At 69.4% G+C, this 22,670-nt stretch carries 22 protein-coding genes and 3 tRNA genes; 5 read left to right on the top strand and 20 right to left on the bottom strand.

Annotated features, from left to right (window positions below; translation table 11 throughout):
- Nucleotides 1–28 precede the first annotated feature (28 nt).
- A complete protein-coding gene (locus test1122_RS20185; protein WP_232270567.1) occupies nt 29–1,642 on the bottom strand; it encodes a DAK2 domain-containing protein in 1,614 nt (537 codons plus the stop codon).
- 205 nt (nt 1,643–1,847) lie between these two features.
- On the opposite strand from test1122_RS20185, the gene rpmB reads away from it, so the two are divergent.
- Nucleotides 1,848–2,033, top strand: coding sequence for a 50S ribosomal protein L28 (gene rpmB, locus test1122_RS20180; RefSeq protein ID WP_028426177.1), 186 nt, complete (start codon nt 1,848–1,850; stop codon nt 2,031–2,033).
- A gap of 121 nt (nt 2,034–2,154) precedes the next feature.
- On the opposite strand, the gene thiD is transcribed toward rpmB, so the two are convergent.
- Together thiD and test1122_RS20170 are read right to left on the bottom strand one after the other, a co-directional pair.
- Nucleotides 2,155–2,961: a bifunctional hydroxymethylpyrimidine kinase/phosphomethylpyrimidine kinase gene (thiD, locus tag test1122_RS20175; RefSeq protein ID WP_232270566.1), complete on the bottom strand. Its 807-nt coding sequence runs from the start codon at nt 2,959–2,961 to the stop codon at nt 2,155–2,157.
- Nucleotides 2,958–3,950 (bottom strand): thiamine-phosphate kinase, encoded by a 993-nt coding sequence (locus test1122_RS20170; protein ID WP_232270565.1) that lies wholly within the window; start codon nt 3,948–3,950, stop codon nt 2,958–2,960. The genes thiD and test1122_RS20170 overlap by 4 nt, the downstream gene beginning before the upstream one ends.
- A gap of 143 nt (nt 3,951–4,093) precedes the next feature.
- Here test1122_RS20170 and test1122_RS20165 point away from each other — a divergent pair, with 143 nt between their 5' ends.
- Both test1122_RS20165 and test1122_RS20160 read left to right on the top strand, forming a co-directional pair.
- Complete coding sequence (locus test1122_RS20165) at nt 4,094–4,327, top strand: Lrp/AsnC family transcriptional regulator (RefSeq protein WP_232270564.1); 234 nt, start codon at nt 4,094–4,096, stop codon at nt 4,325–4,327.
- Nucleotides 4,328–4,347: 20 nt separating this feature from the next.
- A complete protein-coding gene (locus test1122_RS20160; protein WP_232270563.1) occupies nt 4,348–4,848 on the top strand; it encodes a DUF3515 domain-containing protein in 501 nt (166 codons plus the stop codon).
- Between the two features lie 791 nt (nt 4,849–5,639).
- Here the strand turns inward: test1122_RS20160 and test1122_RS20155 are convergent.
- From test1122_RS20155 to test1122_RS20145, 3 genes are all read right to left on the bottom strand, one after another.
- Nucleotides 5,640–6,791 carry a D-alanine--D-alanine ligase family protein gene (locus tag test1122_RS20155; protein ID WP_232270562.1) on the bottom strand — a complete coding sequence of 384 codons (1,152 nt, stop codon included), beginning with the start codon at nt 6,789–6,791 and terminating at the stop codon, nt 5,640–5,642.
- Between the two features lie 122 nt (nt 6,792–6,913).
- Nucleotides 6,914–7,915 (bottom strand): NAD(P)H-dependent glycerol-3-phosphate dehydrogenase, encoded by a 1,002-nt coding sequence (locus tag test1122_RS20150; protein WP_277879861.1) that lies wholly within the window; start codon nt 7,913–7,915, stop codon nt 6,914–6,916.
- Nucleotides 7,912–8,673, bottom strand: a complete 762-nt coding sequence (locus tag test1122_RS20145) for a lysophospholipid acyltransferase family protein (protein WP_232270561.1) — start codon at nt 8,671–8,673, stop codon at nt 7,912–7,914. The genes test1122_RS20150 and test1122_RS20145 overlap by 4 nt, the downstream gene beginning before the upstream one ends.
- Nucleotides 8,674–8,898: 225 nt before the next feature.
- Between test1122_RS20145 and cofC the strand changes: the two genes are divergently transcribed.
- On the top strand, nt 8,899–9,525 hold the full coding sequence (gene cofC, locus test1122_RS20140; RefSeq protein WP_232270560.1) for a 2-phospho-L-lactate guanylyltransferase: 627 nt from the start codon (nt 8,899–8,901) through the stop codon (nt 9,523–9,525).
- On the opposite strand, the gene test1122_RS20135 is transcribed toward cofC, so the two are convergent.
- The 5 genes from test1122_RS20135 to leuC form a co-directional block, all read right to left on the bottom strand.
- Nucleotides 9,497–9,706: a hypothetical protein gene (locus test1122_RS20135; protein WP_232270559.1), complete on the bottom strand. Its 210-nt coding sequence runs from the start codon at nt 9,704–9,706 to the stop codon at nt 9,497–9,499. The two genes, cofC and test1122_RS20135, sit on opposite strands and share 29 nt — an antisense overlap.
- A gap of 446 nt (nt 9,707–10,152) precedes the next feature.
- Nucleotides 10,153–10,749, bottom strand: coding sequence for an HU family DNA-binding protein (locus test1122_RS20130; protein WP_232270558.1), 597 nt, complete (start codon nt 10,747–10,749; stop codon nt 10,153–10,155).
- Between the two features lie 124 nt (nt 10,750–10,873).
- Nucleotides 10,874–11,098, bottom strand: a complete 225-nt coding sequence (locus test1122_RS20125; protein WP_232270557.1) for an SCO5555 family protein — start codon at nt 11,096–11,098, stop codon at nt 10,874–10,876.
- Between the two features lie 215 nt (nt 11,099–11,313).
- Nucleotides 11,314–11,907, bottom strand: a complete 594-nt coding sequence (leuD, locus tag test1122_RS20120; protein WP_232270556.1) for a 3-isopropylmalate dehydratase small subunit — start codon at nt 11,905–11,907, stop codon at nt 11,314–11,316.
- Nucleotides 11,908–11,913: 6 nt separating this feature from the next.
- Nucleotides 11,914–13,338 carry a 3-isopropylmalate dehydratase large subunit gene (gene leuC, locus test1122_RS20115; RefSeq protein ID WP_232270555.1) on the bottom strand — a complete coding sequence of 475 codons (1,425 nt, stop codon included), beginning with the start codon at nt 13,336–13,338 and terminating at the stop codon, nt 11,914–11,916.
- Nucleotides 13,339–13,491: 153 nt separating this feature from the next.
- Here leuC and ndgR point away from each other — a divergent pair, with 153 nt between their 5' ends.
- A complete protein-coding gene (ndgR, locus tag test1122_RS20110; RefSeq protein ID WP_232270554.1) occupies nt 13,492–14,217 on the top strand; it encodes an IclR family transcriptional regulator NdgR in 726 nt (241 codons plus the stop codon).
- 68 nt (nt 14,218–14,285) lie between these two features.
- On the opposite strand, the gene test1122_RS20105 is transcribed toward ndgR, so the two are convergent.
- The 9 genes from test1122_RS20105 to test1122_RS20065 all read right to left on the bottom strand — a co-directional run bounded on the left by test1122_RS20105 (nt 14,286) and on the right by test1122_RS20065 (nt 22,666).
- Nucleotides 14,286–14,358, bottom strand: a tRNA-Glu gene (locus tag test1122_RS20105).
- 26 nt (nt 14,359–14,384) lie between these two features.
- Nucleotides 14,385–14,457, bottom strand: a tRNA-Glu gene (locus test1122_RS20100).
- Between the two features lie 27 nt (nt 14,458–14,484).
- Nucleotides 14,485–14,556, bottom strand: a tRNA-Gln gene (locus tag test1122_RS20095).
- Nucleotides 14,557–14,916: 360 nt separating this feature from the next.
- Entirely contained in the window at nt 14,917–16,395 is a 1,479-nt protein-coding gene (gene gltX / locus test1122_RS20090) for a glutamate--tRNA ligase (RefSeq protein ID WP_232270553.1), read from the bottom strand.
- Nucleotides 16,388–17,170 carry a fumarylacetoacetate hydrolase family protein gene (locus test1122_RS20085; RefSeq protein ID WP_232270552.1) on the bottom strand — a complete coding sequence of 261 codons (783 nt, stop codon included), beginning with the start codon at nt 17,168–17,170 and terminating at the stop codon, nt 16,388–16,390. Before test1122_RS20085 ends, gltX begins: the two co-directional genes overlap by 8 nt.
- Nucleotides 17,171–17,898: 728 nt before the next feature.
- Complete coding sequence (locus test1122_RS20080; protein ID WP_232270551.1) at nt 17,899–18,477, bottom strand: GTP-binding protein; 579 nt, start codon at nt 18,475–18,477, stop codon at nt 17,899–17,901.
- Nucleotides 18,458–18,991, bottom strand: coding sequence for a DUF742 domain-containing protein (locus test1122_RS20075; RefSeq protein WP_232270550.1), 534 nt, complete (start codon nt 18,989–18,991; stop codon nt 18,458–18,460). Before test1122_RS20075 ends, test1122_RS20080 begins: the two co-directional genes overlap by 20 nt.
- Before the next feature lie 110 nt (nt 18,992–19,101).
- On the bottom strand, nt 19,102–19,515 hold the full coding sequence (locus tag test1122_RS20070) for a roadblock/LC7 domain-containing protein (protein ID WP_033321188.1): 414 nt from the start codon (nt 19,513–19,515) through the stop codon (nt 19,102–19,104).
- Between the two features lie 10 nt (nt 19,516–19,525).
- Complete coding sequence (locus test1122_RS20065) at nt 19,526–22,666, bottom strand: sensor histidine kinase (protein ID WP_232270549.1); 3,141 nt, start codon at nt 22,664–22,666, stop codon at nt 19,526–19,528.
- Between the last annotated feature and the right edge of the window lie 4 nt (nt 22,667–22,670).

The raw sequence follows: 22,670 nt of genomic DNA, 5'->3' as shown, positions 1-22,670 counted from the left end.
CTTGGCGGATGGGTGTGACAGCCGGCGGTTATTCGACGCCGATGAGCAGGGGAGTCGGCTGCTGCCCCGTGTAAACGACGGTGTCCACGCCCAGGTGGCTATGGCGGACGTACTCCTCCAGCTGGGCCGCCAGGCCCTCCGGGGCATCCGCGCCGAGCACCAGGGTGACCAGTTCACCGCCCGCCGCGAGCATCCGCTCCAGCACCCCGGTGGCGGTGCCGGCGAGATCGGTGCCGATCAGGGAGACATCGCCGTCGATCATGCCGAGCACATCCCCGGCCTGGCAGATACCGGCCGTGGTCCAGGACTCCCGCTGGGCGATGGCCAGTTCGGCGTAACGGGTGGCGCCGGCCGCCGAGGTCATGGCGACGACATCCTCGTCAAAGCGGCGGTCCGGCTCATGGACAGCGAGGGCGGCGATGCCCTGAACCGGGGAACGGGTGGGGATGATGGCGACCCGTACGCCCTCGGCGCGGGCCTGTTCGGCGGCGGCCGCGGCGGTGTGCCGCAGCTCGGCCGCGTTGGGCAGCAGTACGACCTCGCGGGCGTGTGCCCGCCGTACGGCCTGTACGAGCTCGCCACTGGCGGGCGGCTCACCGGGGCGCACCGTGACCACGATGGCACCGGCCTCATCGCACAGTTCAGCCAGTCCATCGCCGGGTACGACGGCGACCACGGCCCGGGCCAGCGGCTCCGGCTCGGTCCGCTGGCTGTCGAAGTGGGTGATCCGGACGCGGTGCGGGCGTCCCGCCTCAACCCCCGCCTCGATGGCGGCGCCCGCGTCGTCCACATGGACATGGACGTTCCACAGCCCGTCGCCGCCGACGATGACCAGGGAGTCACCCAGCGGATCGAGCCGGTCGCGCAGCGCGTCGATGGCCGTATCGGGTGCGTCGAGGAGGTAGATCACCTCGTATGCCGGGCCACCCGCGACGGCATGCGGGTCGCCGGTGGGCTGGGGCGAACGTACGGGGGCGGCGGGGGCCAGGGGGGCGCTGCCCGCCGCGCGTTCGGCGAGCGGACCCATCGGCTGTTCCCCGGAGAGCGCGCCGACCAGAGCACCGAGGATGGCCACCAGACCGTAGCCGCCCGCGTCGACGACGCCCGCCCTGGCCAGCACCTCCAGCTGCCCGGGGGTCGCCTCCAGCGCGGTGCGGGCACCCTCACAGGCGGCGCGGGCCACCGCGACGGCATCGCCCGCGGCCTCCCCCCGCACCCCCTCGGCGGCCGTGGCGGCGGCCGAGGCGACGGTGAGGATGGTGCCCTCGACGGGGTGTGCCACAGCGGCCCGGGCGGATTCGGCGGCCCGGCGCAGGGCGTGGCAGAGATCACCGCCGCCGCTGATCTCGTCGGCCATGCCGCGCAGCAGCTGGGCGAGGATCGTGCCGGAGTTGCCGCGCGCCCCGAGCAGGGCGCCATGGGCCATGGCACGTACCGCCTCCGCGGGCGTGGGGTCACCGGCGCAGGCGGCCTCGACGGCCTGGGTGGCGGACTCCACGGTCAGATAGAGATTGGTGCCGGTATCGGCGTCGGCCACCGGGTAGACATTGATCGCGTCAATGGTCTCGCGGGCCTTGCCCAGGGCGTCGAGGGACTGGGCGCACCAGTCACGTACCGCAGCGGCGTCGAGCGTGTGCGGCACGTTACGGCCCTCCTTGATCAGCGGCGATGCCGGGAAGGGTAGTCCGGAAGCCGGGCTGGGGCAGGAGGCGGGGGCCCGGTCGGTCATGGTAATTTCGGTGTTCGGAAGCAGTCGTTGTATGCTGCTCCGGTTGCCTGACACCGGTCAGGCCTTCTCCCCGCCCTCGCGGGGGTGTTCCGTGATTCTGAAGTCTTTGGAGTGACCCGTGGCTGCCAACTGCGACGTCTGCGGCAAGGGGCCGGGCTTCGGCAACAGCATCTCCCACTCGCACCGCCGTACCCCGCGTCGCTGGAACCCCAACATCCAGCGCGTGCGTGCCGTGGTCGGTCGGACGCCGAAGCGCCTCAATGTCTGCACCTCGTGCATCAAGGCCGGCAAGGTCTCGCGCTGACGGATAGTCGCAGCGCAGCCTCCCGGTTGCCAGCAGAGCCGGTCCACCTCAGGGTGGACCGGCTTTTCTGTCTGCTCTTTCTGCTGCGGGTCTGCTCTGTCTGCTGCGGGCCAGTCGTCGGCTACCGGAGCCGCCAACCGTGGTCGACCGGCCCGATGCCGCCGCCGAGGGCGAATCCGGCCGCGATGGCACCGGTGATGTACGCCTTGGCCTGGCTGACCGCCTCCGGCACTCGCTCGCCCTTGGCCAGCTGAGCCGCGATGGCGCTGGCGAGGGTGCAGCCCGTGCCGTGGGTATGGCGGTTGGTGTGGCGGGGCGCGCGCAGCCAGTGCTCCGTATGGCCATCGGTGAGCAGGTCGGTGGCATCGCCGGGCAGATGACCGCCCTTGATCAGGGCCCACCGCGGGCCGTACGAGAGCAGTGCCGCCGCCGCTCGCCGCATATCCGCCTCGGCCGCCACCCGTACACCGGTGAGCTGAGCGACCTCATCGAGGTTGGGCGTGGCGACGGTCGCGGTCGGCAACAGCTTGGTGCGTACGGCCTCCAGCGCCTCGGCGGCGAGCAGTGAGTCACCGTGCTTGGAGACCCCGACCGGGTCGATGACCACCGGCACCTCGAGCTCGGAGAGCAGCGCGGCCACGGTCTCCACGAGCTCCGCGGAGGCCAGCATCCCGGTCTTGACCGCCTGCACACCGATGTCGTCGGCGACGCTGCGGAACTGCTGGCGCACTGCCTCGGCGGGCAGCTCCCAGGCGCCCTGCACCCCCAGCGAGTTCTGCGCGGTGACGGCGGTCAGCACGCTCATGCCGTGGGTACCCAACGCCAGCATGGTCTTCAGATCCGCCTGGATGCCGGCGCCGCCGCCGGAGTCGGACCCGGCGATGGTCAGGACGCGTATGGGTGCCCTGCTCGTGGATGTCCCACTCATGTGTCCTCCCCGAAGTGATCCCAGCCGCCGGCCTTGTCCCAGGGCGCGCCGTCCACGGTGACCCGGGGCAGCGCCGAGGGGTGCAGAACCTCGCCGATTCTGCGCCAGCGGGCGGGGAGTTTGCGGTGGGCGGGGAAGGTGGCGACGATCGCGTGGTCCTCTCCCCCGGTCAGCACCCAGTGCAGGGGGTCGACGCCGACGGCCTGGGCGATGTCGTTCATCTGCGCGGGGACATCGAGGGTGGCGGAGCGCAGATCGATACGGACCTTGCTGGCCTCGGCGATATGACCGAGGTCGGCGATGAGACCGTCACTGACATCGGTCATCGCCGTCGCGCCCAGCCCAGCGGCGGCCGGTCCCGCGTGGTAGGGCGGCTCGGGGCGCCGGTGGGCCTCGACAAAGGCGCGGGGCGAGCGGAAGCCGCGGGCGAGCACGGTGTGCCCGGCCGCGGACCAGCCCAGCCAGCCGGTCACGGCCACCACATCACCGGGCCGGGCACCGGCGCGGGTGACCGGATCGCGGCCCTGGAGATCCCCGAGTGCGGTGATCGAGACGGTGATGGTGTCACCGCGCACCACATCGCCGCCGACCACGGCCGCGCCCGCGACCTGGCACTCATCTCTGATGCCGTCCATCAGCTCGGCGGGCCAGGTGGCCGGAAGCTCGGCGGGAACGACCAGGCCGAGCAGCAGCGCGGTGGGGACGGCACCCATCGCGGCGATATCGGCAAGATTCTGGGCGGCGCCCTTACGGCCGACGTCATAGGCGGTGGACCAGTCGCGGCGGAAGTGCCGTCCCTCCAGCAGGATGTCCGTGCTCGCCACCACCCGGCGGTCCGGAGCGGCGACCACCGCGGCGTCATCGCCCGGGCCGAGCCGTACGGCCGGGGTGGTGGTGATACGGGAGGTCAGCTCCCGGATGAGCCCGAACTCCCCCAGCTCGCCCACGGTCCCAGGAGTCCGGGGATGGCCCCCGGCGGAACTCAGCATCCGTCTGCCCCTTCATATGTACGCGTATGCGGCATCAGACTGCCGCGCCCGACGATGGTGCGGGACTCGCCGCTGGTGGTGAGGACGCGATACCGTGGCGTCCCCTCTTCCCACATGATCCTCGAAGCCGCCCTGGAGGTTCCGTGGTACAGGCATACATCCTGATCCAGACCGAGGTGGGCAAGGCATCGGCCGTCGCCGAGGTCATCGCCAAGATCCCTGGGGTGATCCAGGCCGAGGATGTGACCGGTCCGTATGACGTGATCGTGCGCGCCCAGGCCGACACGGTCGACGATCTCGGCAAACTGGTGGTTGCCCAAGTCCAGCAAGTGGATGGCATCACCCGCACTCTGACCTGCCCCGTCGTACATCTGTAACTCCCCCGTATGCTCACCCGGTGAGTTCTTCACCTCGCCGGATCGTTTACCTGTCCGCCGCTGCCGCCGCGCTGCTTGTGGCGGCGCCGGTGTATCTGGGCTGTTCAGCCAGCCGCTCCGCCGATCCCGCGGTGCCCAGCCCTTCGGGCCAGGCCGCCGCGGACTGCCGTACGCTCCACTCGCGGCTGCCCGAGAAGGTGGAGGGGCAGCAGCGGGTCGAGCCGGAGCCGAAGTCGGTATACACCGCCGTGTGGGGCGATCCCGCCATCGAGCTGCGCTGCGGGGTGCCGCGGCCCGAGGTGCTCACGCCCGGCAGTGAACACTACAACCCCACCACGGAGGCGGTGGAGGTGAACGGCGTCGAGTGGCTGCTGGAGGAGCAGCCGGACGGCTACCGGTTCACCACCATCGGTCGCACGGCCTTCGTGGAGTTGACGGTACCGGGGGTGTACGCGCCGGAGGTGGGGGTGCTGACGGATTTCGCGAACGCGGTGCGGGGTGCTGTCCCGAAGGACGGCTGACCTCTCGCGGGGCCCTGCCCCGGACCCCATCGCGTTCCCCGTCCCCGCCCGTCCCCGGCTGTACCGATACGCGGCACCACCGCGCGGCGGGGCTCCGCCCCGGGTGCGGGGGTGCCGTGGGTGGGGCTCGCCCAATTCCCGCCCCTTCCCGGCTGTGCCCGATATGCGGCTCCGCCGCGTGGCGGGGCTTCGCCCCGGCTACGGGGGCCCGTGGGTGGGACTTCCCCGTATCCCGCCGCCTTCCCGGCCGTACCGATACGCGGCTCCACCGCGTGGTGAGGCTCCACCCCGGCTACGGGGGCCCGTGGGCGGGGCTTCCCCGTATCCCGCCGCCTTCCCGGCCGTACCGATACGCGGCTCCACCGCGTGGCGGGGCTCCGCCCGGCTGCGGGGTGCCGTGGGTGGGTTTCCCCAATTCCCGCCCCTTCCCGGAACCGGGGCTTCGCCCCGGGGCCCCGGGGGTGGTCCGGTGCGGGCCGGTGGCCGGTGTTGTGCCCACCCACAGCCCCTCGCGGGCTGCGAGTGCCCACAACACGGAGTGGGGGTCTGGGGGCGCAAGCCCCCAGTTTCGGGAAGGGGCCGGGTTAGGGGAACTCCCACCAACGGCAACGGCGCCCAGCCAGCGCCGACGGACGGAGTCCGGCGCTGGGGGCACCTCCCAGCCCGCCAGGGCTAGGGGGAGTCCGAAGCCCGAGAGGCGCCCCCGGCGCCTGGGGGCACCGCCCAGCCCGCCAGGGCTGGGGGAGATGCGAGGGCGCCGTCAAGAAGGGGTGGACGCCGTTAAGAAAAGGTCAGCGGAGGCCTGTGGGGCGGTGCAGGGCGGACTGGATGAGGCGGTCGACCAGTTCCGGGTAGTCGACGCCGGATTCCTGCCACATCCGGGGATACATGGAGATCGGCGTAAAGCCGGGCATCGTATTGATCTCGTTGATCACGAACTCTCCGCTGTCCAGCAGGAAGAAGTCCGCGCGCACCAGCCCCTCGCAGGAGGCCGCCTCAAAGGCACGCACCGCCAGCCGCTGCACCTCGTCCGTCTCCTCGGCGGTCAGCGGAGCGGGCACGATGCCGGAGGCGGAATCGATGTACTTGGCCTCGAAGTCATAGAAGTCGTGGCTGGACACCGGCGGGATCTCGGCCGGGACACTGGCCTTGGGGCCGTCACCGAACTCCAGCACCCCGCACTCGATCTCCCGGCCGCTCAGCAGCGACTCGATCAGGATCTTCGGATCGTGGCGCCGGGCCTCCTCGATGGCCTCGTCGAGACCGGACAGGTCCTCGACCTTGGTGATGCCCATGGAGGAACCGGCCCGGGCGGGCTTCACAAAGACCGGCCAGCCATGGTCACCGGCGAAGTCAACAACGCGCTTACGGGCCGCCCCGGGGTCCTGCTCCCACTCACGGGGCCGGATCACCTCGTAGGGGCCGACGGGCAGCCCGAAGGAGGTGAACACCCGCTTCATGTACTCCTTGTCCATGCCGACCGCGGAGGCGAGCACCCCGGAGCCGACATACGGCACCCCCGAGAGCTCCAGCAGGCCTTGCAGGGTGCCGTCTTCGCCGTAAGGGCCGTGCAGCACGGGGAAGACGACATCCACCTCGCCCAGCACCTTGGGCACCGAGCCGGGCTCGGAGTAGACGACCTCCCGGCTGGCCGGGTCGACGGGCAGCACGACGCCGCCGCTGCCGGACTCGGCGAGCTGGTCCACGCTCGGCAGTTGACGGTCGGTGATGGCCATCCGGTCGGGATCGTCGGCGGTCAGGGCCCAGCGGCCGTCCGCGGTGATGCCGATCGGCAGCACGTCGTACTTGGCGCGGTCGATAGCGCGCAGCACAGCACCGGCGGTGACCACCGAAATGGCGTGCTCGGAGCTGCGTCCGCCGAAGACGACGGCGACGCGCGGCCGGTTCGGTCCAGGCTGGTGGGGCGTAGTCTCGCTGCTCATCGCGTTGAGACTACCCTCCTCACCGTGCCGCTATAGCGGCACGGCACGGCAGTCCGCGCGGCGCCACAGGGCGTGCTCAGGGCGCCACGCAGCGATGCGCCTGGCAGCGTGCGACAGCGTGCTCAGTGCCCTTCCGCCTTGGCGGTGCGCGACATCAGTTCCTTGAGCGCCACCAGCGGCGGCTTGCCTTCGTGCACGATGTCCACGACCGTCTCGGTGATCGGCATTTCCACGTGATGGCGGCGGGCCAGATCGAGCACGGACTCACAGGACTTGACGCCCTCGGCGGTCTGCTCGGTGACCGCGATGGTCTCCTCAAGGGTCATGCCCCTGCCGAGATTGGTGCCGAAGGTGTGGTTGCGGGAAAGCGGCGAGGAACAGGTAGCGACCAGATCGCCCAGCCCGGCCAGGCCCGCGAAGGTGGCCGGGTCGGCGCCCAGCTCCAGACCGAGCCGGGTGGTCTCGGCGAGGCCACGGGTAATCAGCGATGCCTTGGCGTTGTCGCCCAGACCCATGCCGTCCGCGATGCCGACGGCGAGGCCGATGACGTTCTTGACCGCGCCACCCAGCTCACAGCCGACCACATCGGTGTTCGTATACGGACGGAAGTACGGGGTGTGGCACGCGGTCTGGAGCCGCTTGGCCACCGACTCATCGCGGCAGGCGACAACCGAGGCGGCGGGCTGCCGGGCGGCGATCTCCTTGGCGAGGTTGGGCCCCGACAGCACGGCCACGCGCTCCGGTTCGGCCTTGGCGACCTCTTCGATGACCTCGCTCATCCGTTTGGCGGTGCCGAGCTCGATGCCCTTCATCAGGGAGACCAGGACGGTGTCTGCGGGCAGCACCGGCGCCCACTGGGCGAGGTTGCCGCGCAGTGTCTGGGAGGGCACGGCGAGCACCGTGAACTCGGCGTCCCGCGCGGCCTCAGCCGGGTCGGTGGTGGCCCTCAGACCGGACGGGAGCTGGACGCCCGGCAGATAGTCGGGATTGGTGCGGGTGGTGTTGATGGCCTCGGCCAACTCGGCGCGGCGGCCCCACAGGGTCACCTCGCACCCCGCGTCGGCGAGCACCATCGCGAAGGCGGTGCCCCAGGAACCCGTGCCGAATACGGCGGCCTTCGTCACTCGTTTTCTCCCTCAGCGGCTTTCTGCTGGATTCTGCGCTTGTCGGCAAGCGCCTTGCGGTAGATGAAACGCTCGGCTGGCGCGGGCTCGCCCCGTATCTCCGCCAGCTGCTCGGTGATGGCGTCCATGATCGCGTCAGTGACGGCGCGCAGCACCTCGGCGGTGGGTTCCTGCCCGTAGAACATGGACAGATCGACGGGCGGCCCGGCCTTTACCCGCAGCGTCTTACGTGGGAAGAAACGGAGGTCCTTCGCCTTGGCGTACGGCGGCATGGCCTCGTTGGCGCCCCACTGGGCGACCGGGATGACCGGGGCCTTGGTGAGCAGCGCGACCCGGGCGGCGCCGGACTTGGCCTCCATGGGCCACATCGCGGGGTCCCGGGTGAGGGTGCCCTCGGGGTAGAAGGCCACACACTCGCCTTTGTTGATCGCCTCGACGGCGGCCCGGAAGGCGCCCACGGCGTCGGCGGACTCCCGGTAGACCGGGATCTGCCCGGTGCCGCGCATGACCGCGCCGACAAAGCCACCCTTGAACAGACTCACCTTGGCAAGGAAACGGGGCACACGTCCGGTGTTGTACTGGAAGTGCGCATAGGAGAGCGGATCAAGATATGAGTTGTGATTCACCACGGTGATGAATCCACCCTCGGCCGGAATATGCTCCATTCCCCGCCAGTCGCGCTTGAAGAGGACGAGCAGCGGCGGCTTCGCCAATACCGCGGCCAAGCGGTACCAGAACCCGATTCTGCGGCGGGACACCCGGACACCATCTCCTCTTGCATGCTGCGCTGTGCGCTGGGGGGACAACCGCACAAGTGTCGCCCCGAGCCGCCGCCCTGTCGAGCACACCGTAACCGGGGGTCGGCGCCGGCCGAGGACCTGGGTCCATCGGCCATCCCCGAAGCAGGGGCCGCCGGGGCCCGCTGCTGGATAGCGGTAAGAATGGGGCGGATACTTCGCGATGAGACCCCGGGTGCGTGAGTCATGTGGACACTGGTTGTGCCGCTGAAGCCCTTGGAACGCGCGAAGAGCAGGCTCTCCGCGGCCTCCGGGGAAGCACTGCGACCCGGGCTGGCACTGGCCTTCGCACAGGACACGGTGGCTGCGTCGGTGGCCTGTACGGCGGTGCGGGATGTGGTGGTTGTCACGGACGATCCGCTGGCCGGCAGGGAGCTGTCGGCACTGGGCGCCCGAGTCCTGCCGGATACACCGGACGGCGGGCTGAACGCGGCTCTGGCTCATGGTGCCGAGGTAGTACGGACCGCCGAGCCGCATTCCGCGGTGGCGGCCCTGAACGCGGATCTCCCCGCACTGCGTCCCATGGAATTGGCCCAGGTGCTGAACACGGCGAGCAGATTTCCGCGTGCTTTTCTCGCGGATGCGGCCGGAATCGGCACAACGCTGTTGTCGGCCTTGCCGGGGGTGGCACTGGCCCCGGCATTCGGTGGGGAGTCCCGTGGCCGGCATCTCGCCTCGGGGGCGGTGGAAATCCCGCTGTCCGGGGTGGACAGTGTGCGGCGGGATGTCGACACGGGTGCGGATCTGGCCGAGGCGATCGCTCTGGGGGTGGGCTCCTACACGCTCAGAGTGTTTGAAGCGTCACGAGCGTGATCCGGGGCTGACCGCCCTCACCCGCGCCCTCGGTCTCGATCCGGACCCGCTGGCCGGACCGCAACAGCCGCAGCCCTCCGGCGTCAAAAGCGGCCGCGTCAAAGGGCACCGGGGTGCCATCGTCCAGCAGCACACTGCCGGAGCGGGTCTCGGGGTCGTATGTGTACGCGGTGGCCTGCATCCCCCAAGTCTAGGCACCCCCGAGACCGGGGCGCGCAGAAGTGGGACGCGCAGAAGTGTTGTGGACACTCTCCCCCAGCTACCTCCCCAGCTACCTCCCCCAGCTACCGCTGGGAGGTGCCCCCAGGGAGGTGCCCCCAGGAGGTGCCCCCAGCCCCGCGAGGGGTGTGGGCCCGCCCAGCTACGCAACCACCCACCCACACCAGCCACGACGCTCCGACCCACCCCGCAACGGAGCTCGCGACGCCTGGGGGGCACAACCCGGCAACCGGCCCGACCCGGGCCCCGGGGCGAAGCCCCGCCACGCGGCGGAGCCGCATATCGGCACAGCCGGGAAGGGGCAGGACAGGGGAAACCCCGCCCCGGCAGCCCCACCGCGTCGGCCCCAGAAAGCCCGCGGGCCGGGCTCCCCCGAGGGAGCCCGGCCCGGCGCTGGGGCGGCCGCCATCACTTCTTGCGAGTGGTGGCCTTCTTCGCGGTGGTCTTGCGCGCCGCGGTCTTACGAGCGGGCGCCTTCTTGGCCGGTGCCTTCTTCGCCGTCGTCTTCTTCGCGGCGGCCTTCTTGGCCGGTGCCTTCTTCGCCGGTGCCTTCTTGGCCGCGGCCTTCTTGGCCGGTGCCTTCTTCGCCGGCGCCTTCTTGGCCGCGGCCTTCTTCGCGGCGGCCTTCTTCGCGGCGGCCTTCTTGGTGGCCGCCTTCTTGGTGGTAACGCCACCGGAGAGGCTGCCCTTCGGGGCCTTCTTCACCGCGACATCGTGCTTCGGGAGCTTCTTCGCCCCACTGACCAGGTCCTTGAAACCCTGGCCCGCACGGAAGCGCGGCACCGCGGTCTTCTTGACCCGCACCCGCTCTCCGGTCTGCGGATTGCGGGCGTATCGAGCCGGTCGCTGGACCTTCTCGAATGAGCCGAAGCCGGTGACCGATACCCGTTCGCCCGCGCAGACAGCGCGGACAATCGCGTCCAGTACGACATCGACCGCGTCCGCGGCCTGCTGGCGACCGCCAAGCTTGTCCTGGATTGCTTCAACGAGCTGCGCCTTGTTCACGTCTTCCCCTTCGGAGACATTGCCGGAACGAATGTGTTCAAGCTTTTTCGCACGTTAGGCAGATATATACCGCAAATCAAACACGAAACGGGCTAATCACCCTTGTGCCGCAACGAACTGCCGGTCACGCAGAGGGGAAGCGGCCCTCGTCAATGTCCTCCATCAGCCGATCCAGCCGCCGTGCCGCCGTGGCCAGGTCCTGCTTCGACGCGGCCGTGATGGTAAGCAGCTTCCGGTTGAGCGCCACCCGTTCGCTCTCCGGGACTTGCAGTGTGCGCACCTTGCGGTGCGCCTCCTTCAATCGGGCAGCGACTTGGTCGTACAGCTCGAGTTGACCGTCGCGTTCCATGCACTGATTGTGCCATCTGCGGTGAGTTGTCGCCTCACGGGGGCTCAACGGCCCTTCCTGTAACGCCCGCCAGGCGAGGGCCGGGCCAGCAGCCGGAATCGCCAAGTCACCTCCGCACAAAGCTGATTCGAGCGCTCAGCAACCGCTCACCAGGCCGCCAGAACGCGGCAGCGCCCCCGCCGAAATCGGCGGGGGCGCTGCGGCCGTATGAGGGATCAGGCTGCCTGGGTCCGTGGCTTGAAGGCGGGGCGGGTGGCCTCGTAGGCGGCGATCGCGTCCGCGTTCTTGAGCGTGATGCTGATGTCGTCCAGTCCTTCCAGGAGCCGCCAGCGGGCGTTCTCATCCAACTCGAAGTCCGCTTCGATGCCCTGGGCTACGACCTTGCGCGCGAGGAGGTCCACGGTGATCTCGGCGCTGGGGTCCGCCTCGGTCAGCGCCCACAGCGCGTCCACGGTCTCCTGCGGGAGTACCACCGTGAGCAGGCCGTTCTTCAGCGAATTACCACGGAAGATATCGGCGAAGCGGGAGGAGATAACGGCCTTGAAGCCGTAGTTCTGCAGGGCCCAGACGGCGTGCTCACGCGATGAGCCGGTGCCGAAGTCGGGGCCCGCGACCAGCACGGTGGCCCCTTGGTAGACGCTCTGGTTGAGCACGAACTGCGGGTCCTTGCGCCAGGCCTCGAAAAGACCGTCCTCAAAGCCGTCGCGGGTGACCTTCTTCAGCCAGTGGGCGGGGATGATCTGGTCGGTGTCGACGTTGCTCAGGCGCAGCGGTACGGCCCGGCCGGTGTGTGTGGTGAAGGCTTCCATGGTGGTTCAGACTCCCGCGGGCGTACGTACGTCGGACAGGTCGGCGGGCGAGGCCAGATGGCCCAGCACCGCGGTGGCGGCGGCCACCTGCGGGGAGACCAGATGGGTACGGCCGCCCTTGCCCTGGCGGCCCTCGAAGTTGCGGTTGGAGGTGGACGCGGAGCGCTCACCGGGCGCCAGCTGGTCGGGGTTCATGCCCAGGCACATCGAACAGCCCGCGTGCCGCCATTCGGCCCCGGCGGCGGTGAACACCTTGTCCAGACCCTCCTCGACGGCCTGCAGCGCGACCCGTACGGAGCCGGGCACGACCAGCATCCGTACCCCATCGGCCACCTGGTGGCCCTCAAGCACCGCCGCGGCCGAGCGCAGGTCCTCGATACGGCCGTTGGTGCACGAGCCCACAAAGACCGTGTCCACCGCGATCTCGCGCAGCGGCTGACCGGCGACCAGGCCCATGTACTCCAGCGCCTTCTGGGCGGCCTGCTTCTCGCTGGCGTCGGCGAAGGAGGCCGGGTCCGGGACGGCGGAGGACAGCGGAGCACCCTGGCCGGGGTTGGTGCCCCAGGTGACGAACGGGGCCAGCTCGGCGGCCTCGATGACGACCTCACGGTCGAACGTGGCGCCTTCGTCGGTGCGCAGCCCCTGCCAGTACTCCACGGCGGCGTCCCAGTCCGCGCCCTGGGGGGCGTGGTCGCGGCCCTTGAGGTAGGCGAACGTGGTCTCGTCCGGGGCGATCATCCCGGCCCGCGCGCCCGCCTCAATGGACATGTTGCAGATGGTCATCCGCGCTTCCATCGACAGCTTCTCGATGGCCTCACCGCGGTACTCCAGGACATAGCCCTGGCCACCGCCGGTGCCGATCTTCGTGATGATGGCCAGGATCAGGTCCTTGGCCGTGACATCCTCGGGCAGTTCCCCGTTGACGGTGATCGCCATGGTCTTGAAGGGGGCCAGCGGCAGCGTCTGGGTGGCCAGCACATGCTCGACCTGGCTGGTACCGATACCGAAGGCCAGCGCGCCGAAGGCGCCATGGGTGGAGGTGTGGCTGTCACCGCAGACCACCGTCATACCGGGCTGGGTCAGCCCCAGCTGCGGACCCACCACATGCACCACACCCTGCTCGACGTCACCGAGCGGATGCAGCCGGACACCGAACTCCGCGCAGTTCTTACGCAGCGTTTCCAGCTGAGTACGGGAGACCGGGTCAGCGATGGGCTTGTCGATGTCGAGGGTGGGGGTGTTGTGGTCCTCGGTGGCGATGGTCAGATCGGTCCGCCGCACCGGCCGGGCGTTCTTCCGCAGCCCGTCGAAGGCCTGCGGGCTGGTCACCTCATGCAGCAGGTGGAGGTCGATGAACAGAAGGTCGGGCTCGCCTTCCGCGCGCCGGACGACATGGTCATCCCAGACCTTCTCCGCCAGTGTCCGTCCCATCGCATTCCCTCCAGCCGGCCACTTCGCCGACCACATCTCGAGACCTTCGCACCATCCGCTCCCCACCGGCGGGCGGTACCCGTCACTCAAGACTGGCGGCTTCCGAAGAAAATTGAACTTGCGTTTCGTAATGTGAGACATGAGTATCGACGCATGGACAACTCTAGCGGCGCCTCAAGTGGTGTGGGCGTTCTCGACAAGGCAGCTCTGGTACTGAGCGCTCTGGAGTCCGGTCCGGCCACCCTCGCCGGACTGGTCGGAGCGACCGGATTGGCGCGCCCTACGGCGCACCGGCTCGCGGTGGCACTGGAGCACCATCGTTTTGTGGCCCGGGATATGCAGGGCCGGTTCATTCTCGGTCCGCGGCTGTCCGAGCTGGCAGCCGCCGCGGGCGAGGACCGGCTGCTGGCCTCGGCGGGCCCGGTACTGACGCATCTGCGCGATGTGACCGGTGAGAGCGCGCAGCTCTACCGGCGCCAGGGCGACATGCGGATCTGTGTGGCTGCGGCCGAGCGGCTTTCCGGGCTGCGGGACACCGTGCCGGTGGGCTCCACGCTGCCGATGAAGGCCGGGTCGGCGGCGCAGATCCTGATGGCCTGGGAGGAGCCGGAGCGGCTGCACCGCGGCCTCCAGGGTGCCCGCTTCACGGCGACGGCCCTGTCCGGCGTACGACGCCGTGGCTGGGCCCAGTCGATCGGCGAGCGGGAGCCCGGCGTGGCGTCCGTCTCCGCCCCCGTACGCGGCCCCTCTAACCGCGTGGTGGCTGCGGTCTCGGTCTCCGGCCCGATCGAGCGCCTGACGCGCCACCCGGGCCGTATGCACGCCCAGGCGATCGTCGACGCCGCCGCCCGGCTCTCCGAGGCGCTGCGACGTGGCTGAATACGACGGAAGCCCCGCACCGAGAGGTGCGGGGCTTCCGGACTGAACGTGATCCCGGAAAGGATCAGTACCCCCGACCGGATTCGAACCGGCGCTACCGCCTTGAGAGGGCGGCGTGCTAGGCCGCTACACAACGGGGGCCCTAGCGTGATCCCGGAAAGGATCAGTACCCCCGACCGGATTCGAACCGGCGCTACCGCCTTGAGAGGGCGGCGTGCTAGGCCGCTACACAACGGGGGCATTCGATCTTGCTAGGAGAAGATCGCGCTGGGCTACCAGGACTCGAACCTAGACTAACTGAACCAGAATCAGTCGTGCTGCCAATTACACCATAGCCCACCAAAACTCAACCCCCGATGGGGATTTCGCCCGGGTGACCGCCTCCCGGTGACCCAGCCCTTCGGCCTGCCCCGCTCGGCGACAGGAAGAACATTACCCGATCGAGGACGGTGCTCCAAAACGGGTATCGCCCCGCGACGCCCTGGTGAGTGCGGAACCGTCTCCCGGCCGAGGAGGAGCTGCCGCATGCCCAGCCGTGCCACGCCTCGACGGCCATGAGGCGCCGTATGACGCCCCAGACCGCCGCGAAGATACGGGCTGACCGGGCCGGGAGCCCACGCTCCCGGCCATCTCCCCCGCTGGGTTGTTCCGGGCACTCAAGCGTGATGTGCGACCCGGCACATACAGGTCAACCGCCGGCTACGCGGCCAGCCTCGCCAGCGTGGCGTCCACGCGGGACAGCGTGCGGTCGCGGCCCAGCACCTCCAGGGACTCGAAGAGGGGAAGCCCGACCGTACGGCCGGTGACGGCTACGCGGACCGGGGCCTGCGCCTTGCCCAGCTTCAGGCCGTGCTCCTCGCCGGCCGCCAGGACGGCGTCCTTGAGGGCGTCGGCCCGCCAGTCGGCCTCGGCGAGCTTCGCACGGGCCGTACGCAGCAGCTCGGCCGCGCCCGGCTTCATCGCCTTCTGCCAGGAGGCCTCGTCGTACACCGGCTCGTCCAGGAACAGGAAGTCGACGTTGTCCGTGATGTCGGAGAGCACGGTGAGGCGGGTCTGGGCGAGCGGGGCCAAGGCCTCGAAGGCGGCCTGGTCGAAGGCTTCGGGCTTCCAGGGAGCGTAGGGGGCCGTCAGCCATGGCGCGCAGGCCGCGGTGAACTCCTCGACCGGCATCTCCCGCAGATGCGTGGCGTTGATGGCCTCGCACTTCTTGAGGTCGAAGCGGGCCGGGTTGGCGTTGACTTCGGTGATATCGAAGGCGGCGACCATCTCCTCCATGGTGAAGATGTCGCGGTCCTCGGCGATCGACCAGCCCAGCAGGGAAAGGTAGTTGAGCAGTCCCTCGGGCAGGAAGCCGCGCTCACGGTAGAGATTGAGCGAGGACTGCGGGTCGCGCTTGGAGAGCTTCTTGTTGCCCTCGCCCATGACGTACGGGAGATGACCGAAGGCCGGCGTGCGTCCGGTGCCGATGCCGAGCTCCGCCAGCGCGCGGTAAAGGGCGATCTGGCGCGGGGTGGAGGAGAGCAGGTCCTCGCCACGCAGCACGTGCGTGATCTCCATCAGGGCGTCGTCGACCGGGTTGACCAGGGTGTACAACGGGGTGCCATTGGCCCGGACGATGCCGAAGTCCGTCACGTTCTCCGGGGCGAAGGTCAGCTCGCCACGGACCAGGTCGGTGAAGGTGATCGTCTCATCCGGCATCCGGAAGCGGACGATGAAGGAGCGGTCCTGGGACTCGTACTCGGCGATCTGCCCGGCGGTGAGGTCACGGCACTTACCGTCGTAGCCCGAGGGCTTGCCCGCCTTGCGGGCGGCCTCACGGCGGGCCTCCAGCTCATCGGCGGTGCAGTAGCAACGGTAGGCATAGCCGCCATCGAGGAGCTTGGCCGCGACATCGGCGTAGATGTCCATACGCTGGGACTGGCGGTACGGCGCGTGCGGGCCGCCCACCTCGGGGCCCTCGTCCCAGTCGAGGCCCAGCCAGCGCATGGAGTCCAGGAGCTGGTGGTACGACTCCTCGGAGTCCCGGGCCACGTCGGTGTCCTCGATACGGAAGACCAGGGTGCCGCCGTGGTGCCGGGCGAACGCCCAGTTGAACAGGGCGGTGCGGACCAGGCCCACATGGGGGTTGCCGGTCGGCGAAGGACAGAAACGTACGCGTACGGGGTGTGCGCTAGCCACGCTTGATCACCTTATTGGTGAGAGTGCCGATGCCTTCGATGGTGACGGCGACCTCGTCGCCGACGTTCAGGGGGCCGACGCCTGCGGGGGTGCCGGTGAGGATGACATCCCCGGGCAGGAGCGTCATGGCCTCGGTGATGTGGACGATCAGCTCCTCGATGGAGCGGACCATGTCGCTGGTGCGGCCCAGCTGCCGCTGCTCGCCATTGACCGTGCACATGATGCCCAGGTCGGTGGGGTCGAGCTCGGTCTCCACCCAGGGGCCCAGTGGGCAGGAGCTGTCGAAGCCCTTGGCCCGTGCCCACTGCTCCTCGCTGCGCTGGATGTCCCGCGCGGTGACGTCATTGGCGCAGGCGTAGCCGAGGATGACCTCCTTGGCCCGCTCGCGCGGTACCTGGCTGCACATGCGGCCGATGACTACGGCGAGCTCGGCCTCGTAGTGCACCTCGTTGGAGAAGGCCGGGTAGCCGATGGGGTCGCCCGGGCCGATGACGGAGGTGGAGGGCTTGAAGAAGACCACCGGGGTGTCCGGGACCGTCTGGCCGAGCTCCTTGGCGTGCTCGGCGTAGTTGCGGCCGATGGCCACGACCTTGTTGGGCAGCACGGGCGGCAGCAGCCGCACCTTGCCCAGCGGGATCTTCTGGCCCGAGCGCTCGAATTCGGCGAAGGGGTGGCCCTTGATGATGTCCAGGACCGGTCCGCCTTCGGTCTGGGCGTCCCCTTCGACGACGCCGAACGCGACGTTGCCGTCGATGGAAAATCTGGCGATGCGCACGGTTTGGGTTGCCCCTCACTGACCTGCTGAAGCTGACACCTCAGGGTATCTGGGTGCGAGCCCTGCGGGCGTCGCGGGCTCGCAGCGCCGCGTCCGGCTCCGCCGCGCGCCGGGGCTCCCCCCGGCTGCGGGGTGCCGGGGGTGGGGTTCGGCTGCACCGATATGCGGCTCCGCCGCGCGGCGGGGCTTCGCCCCGGGTGCGGGGGTGCCGGGGGGAGGGTGTCCCCGTATCCCGCCCCTTCCCGGCTGTGCCGGTATGCGGCTCCGCCGCGCGGCGGGGCTCCGCCCGGCTGTGGGGGGTGCCGTGGGTGGGGGTTCCCAATTCCCGCCCCCTCCCGGCTATACCGATATGCGGCTCCGCCGCGTGGCGGGACTTCGCCCGGTTGTGGGGGTGCCGTGGGTGGGTTTCCCCAATTCCCGCCCCTTCCCGGAAACCGGGGCTTCGCCCCGGGCCCCGGGGGTGGCCCGGTGCGGGCCGGTGGCCGGGTTGTGCCCACCCACAGCCCCTCGCGGGGCTGCGAGTGCCCACAACAGGGTGGGGTCTGGGGGTGCAAGCCCCCAGTTTCGGGAAGGGGTCGGGTTCGGGGAACTCCCACAGCCGACAGCGTCGCTCAGCCACCACCCGACGGACGGAGTCCGGCGCAGGAGGCCGAAGCCCTCGAGGCGCCCCCGGCGCCGAGAGGCGCGAGGGCGCCGTTAAGAAGGGGTGGCCGCCAGTTAAGAAGGGGTTAGCGGAGACGGGCCATCAGGGCGTGTTCGACCAGGGTGATCAGGGCGCTCTTCGCGTCCGCCCGGTGGCGGGCGTCCGTGGTGATGATCGGCGCGTCCGGGCCGATCTGGAGCGCCTCACGCACCTCGTCCGGGCTGTACGGCTGATGGCCGTCGAAGCCGTTGAGGGCGATCACAAAAGGCAGGCCGCTGTTCTCGAAGTAGTCGACCGCTGGAAAACAGTCCGCCAGGCGGCGGGTGTCGACCAGGACGACGGCGCCGATGGCACCGCGCACCAAGTCGTCCCACATAAACCAGAAGCGGTCCTGGCCGGGCGTACCGAAGAGGTACAGGATCAGATCCTGGTCCAGGGTGATGCGGCCGAAGTCCATGGCCACCGTGGTGGTGGTCTTGTCTCCGGTGTGCGTGAGGTCATCGATGCCCGCCGAGGCGGAGGTCATCACGGCTTCGGTCCGCAGTGGATTAATCTCCGATACGGCGCCCACGAAGGTCGTCTTGCCCACGCCAAAGCCACCCGCCACCACGATTTTCGCGGAGGTGGTAGAGCGGGCCGCACCGCTAGAGCTTGCGAAGTCCACTGAGCACCCTTTCGAGCAGTGTCACATCTGGCTGTCCGCCGGCGGATTCGTCGCCGCCAGGCTGGTGAATGGCGACAAGTCCGGCCTCGGCGAGGTCGGCGACGAGAATCCGGGCGACGCCTAGGGGAATGGAGAGTAGTGCCGAGATCTCGGCGACCGACTTGATCTCGTAGCACAGTCGGCAGATCCGCTGGTGTTCCGGGAGTTGTCCCTGAAGCTGGGCGGACTGCGCGGTGGTGTGCACCAGCGCCTCGATGGCTAGCTGGTAGCGCGGCCGGGTGCGGCCGCCGGTCATCGCGTAGGGGCGTACCAGTGGCTGGCGCTCGCTGTCGCCGCTCCCGCCGCGCTGGGAACGCTGCTGGGGCGGCTGCTGTACCGGCTGGGCACGGTGCGGCGGCTGCTGCGGTGCCTGCTGCTGGTGGCTCGGCGCTGAGGGGAAGTTGAAGCGCTGGTACGGCTGGCCGGGCTGCGGCTGCTGCTCATTGCCGTACGGACCGCCTGGGGGCGTTGCCACGTTTCCTCCTCCGACTGCCGGACTACGGGACCACCACTGGATGAGCGTTCAAGCGGTGCCCGCGTCTCCGCACCTTATGGCGCGGAGACGCAAAGTGCACCGGATGTTTGCTAGTTGAGAAGGCTTCCTTGCAGTTCGGCGCGGAGATCTGGGGTAAGGACGGTACCCGCCCGGTCCACCAGAAGGGCCATCTCATATCCGACAAGACCGATATCGGCCTCCGGATGGGCAAGTACGGCCAGTGAGGAGCCGTCCGAGATCGACATGATGAAGAGGAAACCACGTTCCATCTCCACCACGGTCTGATTCACGCTACCGCCCTCAAAGATCCGCGAGGCGCCCGCGGTCAGCGACGTCAGCCCGGAAGCGACCGCCGCCAGCTGATCGGCACGGTCACGCGGGAATCCCTCCGACATCGCCAGAAGGAGGCCGTCGGCGGAGACCACCACTGTGTGCGACACCCCTGGAGTGTTGTCCACAAAGTTGGTGATCAACCAGTTCAGGTTCTGCGCCGCCTGGCTCATCGGGCTCACACTAACGCTCCTGATCGTAGGTGCTGCCGGGACCGAAGCCCGGTCGGTCATTCTGGGTGGCGTCCCGGCCGCCCGCGCGCCCTCTGCGTACGCCACGGTGCAGGTTGCTCAACCTGCCACGGACGTCTTCCGGGGCACGGGAGACCTGAGGACCTCCCTGTGGGGTCTGTTCCGCGGTGCCCTCGACGAGATTCGCCCTGGGCACACGTCGGGGCAGGCCGGAGGAGGTGACCCCACCGGCCTTGGGGTCGCGGATCTTCTCCGCCCGCTGCCAGCGCTCGTCATTCGCGGTACGCCACTCAGGGTTGTCGGACCGCGACCCCCGCGGTGGCGCTTCCGGAGATTCCGGTTGCGACTGGAACAGCGATGTCTGGGGCTCCTCGGGCTGGTGCCCTCCCTTGTCCCTGCGCGGTAGACCAGCACCGGTCAAGGGGTGTGCACCGCCTGAAGAGGCACCCGGACGATCGAAGCCTACGCGCTCTGGGCCAGCTGCGGGAGTTGCAGGACGGGATTCCGGTTGTGGATGGAATCCGGTGTCGTACGCCGGGCCCCGCTGGGGCTCCTCATACCGCGCCTGCTGATACGCGGGCTCCTCGTACTGAGGTTCTTGGTACCGCGGTTCTTGGTACTGAGGCTGCTCTTGGTACTGCGGTGCTTGGTACTGCGACTCCTGGGCCCGCGGCTCCTGGTACTGCTGCCGGTACTGCGGCTCCTGGTAGCCGGGGTCGTACCCCTGCCGCTCGTAAGACTGCTCCTCGTACCCCTGCTCCTGCTGCTGGGGCTCGTACCGGTCATACGCGCCCTGCTGCACCTCCAGCGCCGCGCGGCGCTCCTCACGCATCAACGAGCGCCCCACCGGGTCGAGCGCGGAAGCGTCATCCGGCACCTCGACGGACTCATAGCGGGAGTCGTCGAAGCCCAGTTCGGCGGCGGTGGGCTGGCGGGAGTACCCCGGGTCCGCGGCCAGCTGGGGCGGCTGGGCCTGCTGGGAGATCTGGGGCTGCTCCTGCACGATCCGGGAGACGGTGAAGTCCTCTTCGACGAACTCCTCGCCGCCACCACCGCGGGTGATCGCCTCGGGCAGCATGACCAGCGAGGTGGTGCCCGCCTGTTCGCCGGAGGGGCGCAGCTGGACGCGGATGCCATGCCGGTCGGCGAGGCGGCCGACCACGAACAGGCCCATGCGCTGGGACACAGCGGCGTCCACGGTCGGTGGATTGGCCAGCTTGTGGTTGATGTCCGCGAAGTCCTCGGGGGTCAGCCCGATGCCCTTGTCATGAATCTCGACCATCACCCGGCCGTCGGGCAGCCGGGTCGCGGTGACGTTGACCTTGGTCTGTGGCGAGGAGAACGAGGTGGCGTTCTCCAGCAGCTCGGCGAGGAGGTGCACCAGGTCGGTGACCACGGCGCCGTGGATCTCGCTCTCCGGGACGCCGGACAGCTCGATCCGCTCGTAGGACTCCACCTCGGAGGAGGCGGCGCGCATGACGTCGACCAGCGGCACCGGCTGGTTCCAGCGCCGGCCCGGTTCCTCGCCCGCGAGGACGAGCAGGTTCTCACCGTTTCGCCGCATACGGGTCGCGAGGTGGTCCAGCTTGAAGAGGTTCTCCAGCTGGTCCGGGTCGGCCTCGTTGTTCTCCAGGTCCGTGATCAGGCCGAGCTGGCGCTCAATGAGGCCCTGGTTACGGCTGGAGAGGTTGGTGAAGATCGCGTTGACGTTGCCCCGCAGCAGCGCCTGCTCGGCGGCGAGCCGGACGGCCTCGCGGTGTACCTGGTCGAAGGCCCGGGCGACCTCGCCGATCTCATCCTGGCTGCTGATCGGGATCGGCTTGACGTTGGTGTCCACCCGTCCCGGCTCGGTGCGGGAGAGCTGGTCGACGAGCATCGGCAGCCGCTGCTCGGCCACGTCGAAGGCGGCGTTGCGCAGCCGGTTCATGCTGCGGCTCATCGAGCGGGCCATCAGCCCCGCCACCATGAAGGCGATCAGCAGAGCGGCCAGCACGACCATGGAGTTGACGATGGCGTCGCGCTTGGCGTCGGAGGCGATCTCCTGGGCCTCGGTCACGGCCTTGTCGGCGAGGTCCTGCTCGATACCGCGGTAGACATCGAACTTGCCGGTCGCGGTCTGGTACCAGGTCTGGGCGGTAATGCCCTGCCGGGCCAGCGTGGTCGGCCGGGCGCCGGAGCCGATCTTCTCGATCATGCCGTCCATCGGCGGCGGGGCGACAAAGGGCTGGCCGGCGCTCTCGGCCTGCCGCTTGGCCTCGGCGATCTTCTCCTTGCCCTTGGCCTGGAGAGCCCGCATATCGGACTTGAGCCGGTCGTCGTCCTCCTGGGTCCCGCCGGACAGGTACTCGCCGAGGGCGACTTTCTCCAGATAGGCGTAGGACTGGAAGGCGGTCAGCTGCTCGGCCTTGTCCTTGGCCGAAGGGCCGGGCTTGATCAGCAGATGGGTGCCGATGGAGCGGTTCAGCGACGCAGCGGATTTGGCGAGCGAGATGGCGTAGACGGTACGGCCGTAAGCCGTGACGTTGCCGGTGCCCAGACCGAGCTCATTGGCGAGGTTCATCAGCGGGTGCTGGATCTGGACGAAGCCGAGCTCTGTGTCCACACCGCTCAGCCGGTCGGTGTAAGCGGCTTGACGCAGCGAGGCGAGCTTCGGCTCGACCTTCTCGATGTTGTCCAGCCGAGTCTGCAGGCTGTCCGTGTCGGGCGCGCGCTCAGCGGCCTCGTGGAAGAGCTCCTTGGCGTCATCGGTGGCCTTGCGCGCCTCTGCGATCTCCGGGTCGTCCTGATCGCCCTTGAGGAGCGGGGCGGCGGTGCGGTCCCGCTCATCCAGGAGAGCGTGGGCGTAGGCAGAGGCGGCCCGTACAAGCTCGGCGGTGCGCTCGGCGTCCTCGGCCTCGTTCAGCGTCTCCATCGAGCTGTGCACCCGGAAGCCACCGAAGACGAGGGCGACGAGCACCGGGATCAGCAGAATGGCGTTCAGCCGGGCGGCCACCCGCCAGTTACGGATGGCGAACTTGCTGCTGTTCCCGGACTCAGCGGGGGCCGAGGACGGTTCAGCGGACGACGCCGCAGCGCGCGGCGTGAAGTTGCCGCGCGACTCCGGCGGCGGGGATGCCGTCTTACTTCGCCTCACTCGA

The sequence above is a fragment of the Streptomyces gobiensis genome, from assembly GCF_021216675.1.
Lineage (GTDB): Bacteria > Actinomycetota > Actinomycetes > Streptomycetales > Streptomycetaceae > Streptomyces > Streptomyces gobiensis.
The sequence above is the reverse complement of the archived record's forward strand: the minus strand, read 5'-3'. Positions and strand labels throughout refer to the sequence as shown.

Coding starts and splice junctions, on each gene's coding strand:
- leuC (WP_232270555.1), bottom strand. CDS start 13,338: ATGGGACGGACACTGGCGGAGAAGGTCTGGGATGACCATGTCGTCCGG.
- leuD (WP_232270556.1), bottom strand. CDS start 11,907: ATGGAAGCCTTCACCACACACACCGGCCGGGCCGTACCGCTGCGCCTG.
- cofC (WP_232270560.1), top strand. CDS start 8,899: ATGTGGACACTGGTTGTGCCGCTGAAGCCCTTGGAACGCGCGAAGAGC.
- thiD (WP_232270566.1), bottom strand. CDS start 2,961: ATGAGTGGGACATCCACGAGCAGGGCACCCATACGCGTCCTGACCATC.
- test1122_RS20170 (WP_232270565.1), bottom strand. CDS start 3,950: ATGCTGAGTTCCGCCGGGGGCCATCCCCGGACTCCTGGGACCGTGGGC.
- test1122_RS20155 (WP_232270562.1), bottom strand. CDS start 6,791: ATGAGCAGCGAGACTACGCCCCACCAGCCTGGACCGAACCGGCCGCGC.
- test1122_RS20125 (WP_232270557.1), bottom strand. CDS start 11,098: ATGGAACGCGACGGTCAACTCGAGCTGTACGACCAAGTCGCTGCCCGA.
- test1122_RS20135 (WP_232270559.1), bottom strand. CDS start 9,706: ATGCAGGCCACCGCGTACACATACGACCCCGAGACCCGCTCCGGCAGT.
- ndgR (WP_232270554.1), top strand. CDS start 13,492: ATGGACAACTCTAGCGGCGCCTCAAGTGGTGTGGGCGTTCTCGACAAG.
- test1122_RS20070 (WP_033321188.1), bottom strand. CDS start 19,515: ATGAGCCAGGCGGCGCAGAACCTGAACTGGTTGATCACCAACTTTGTG.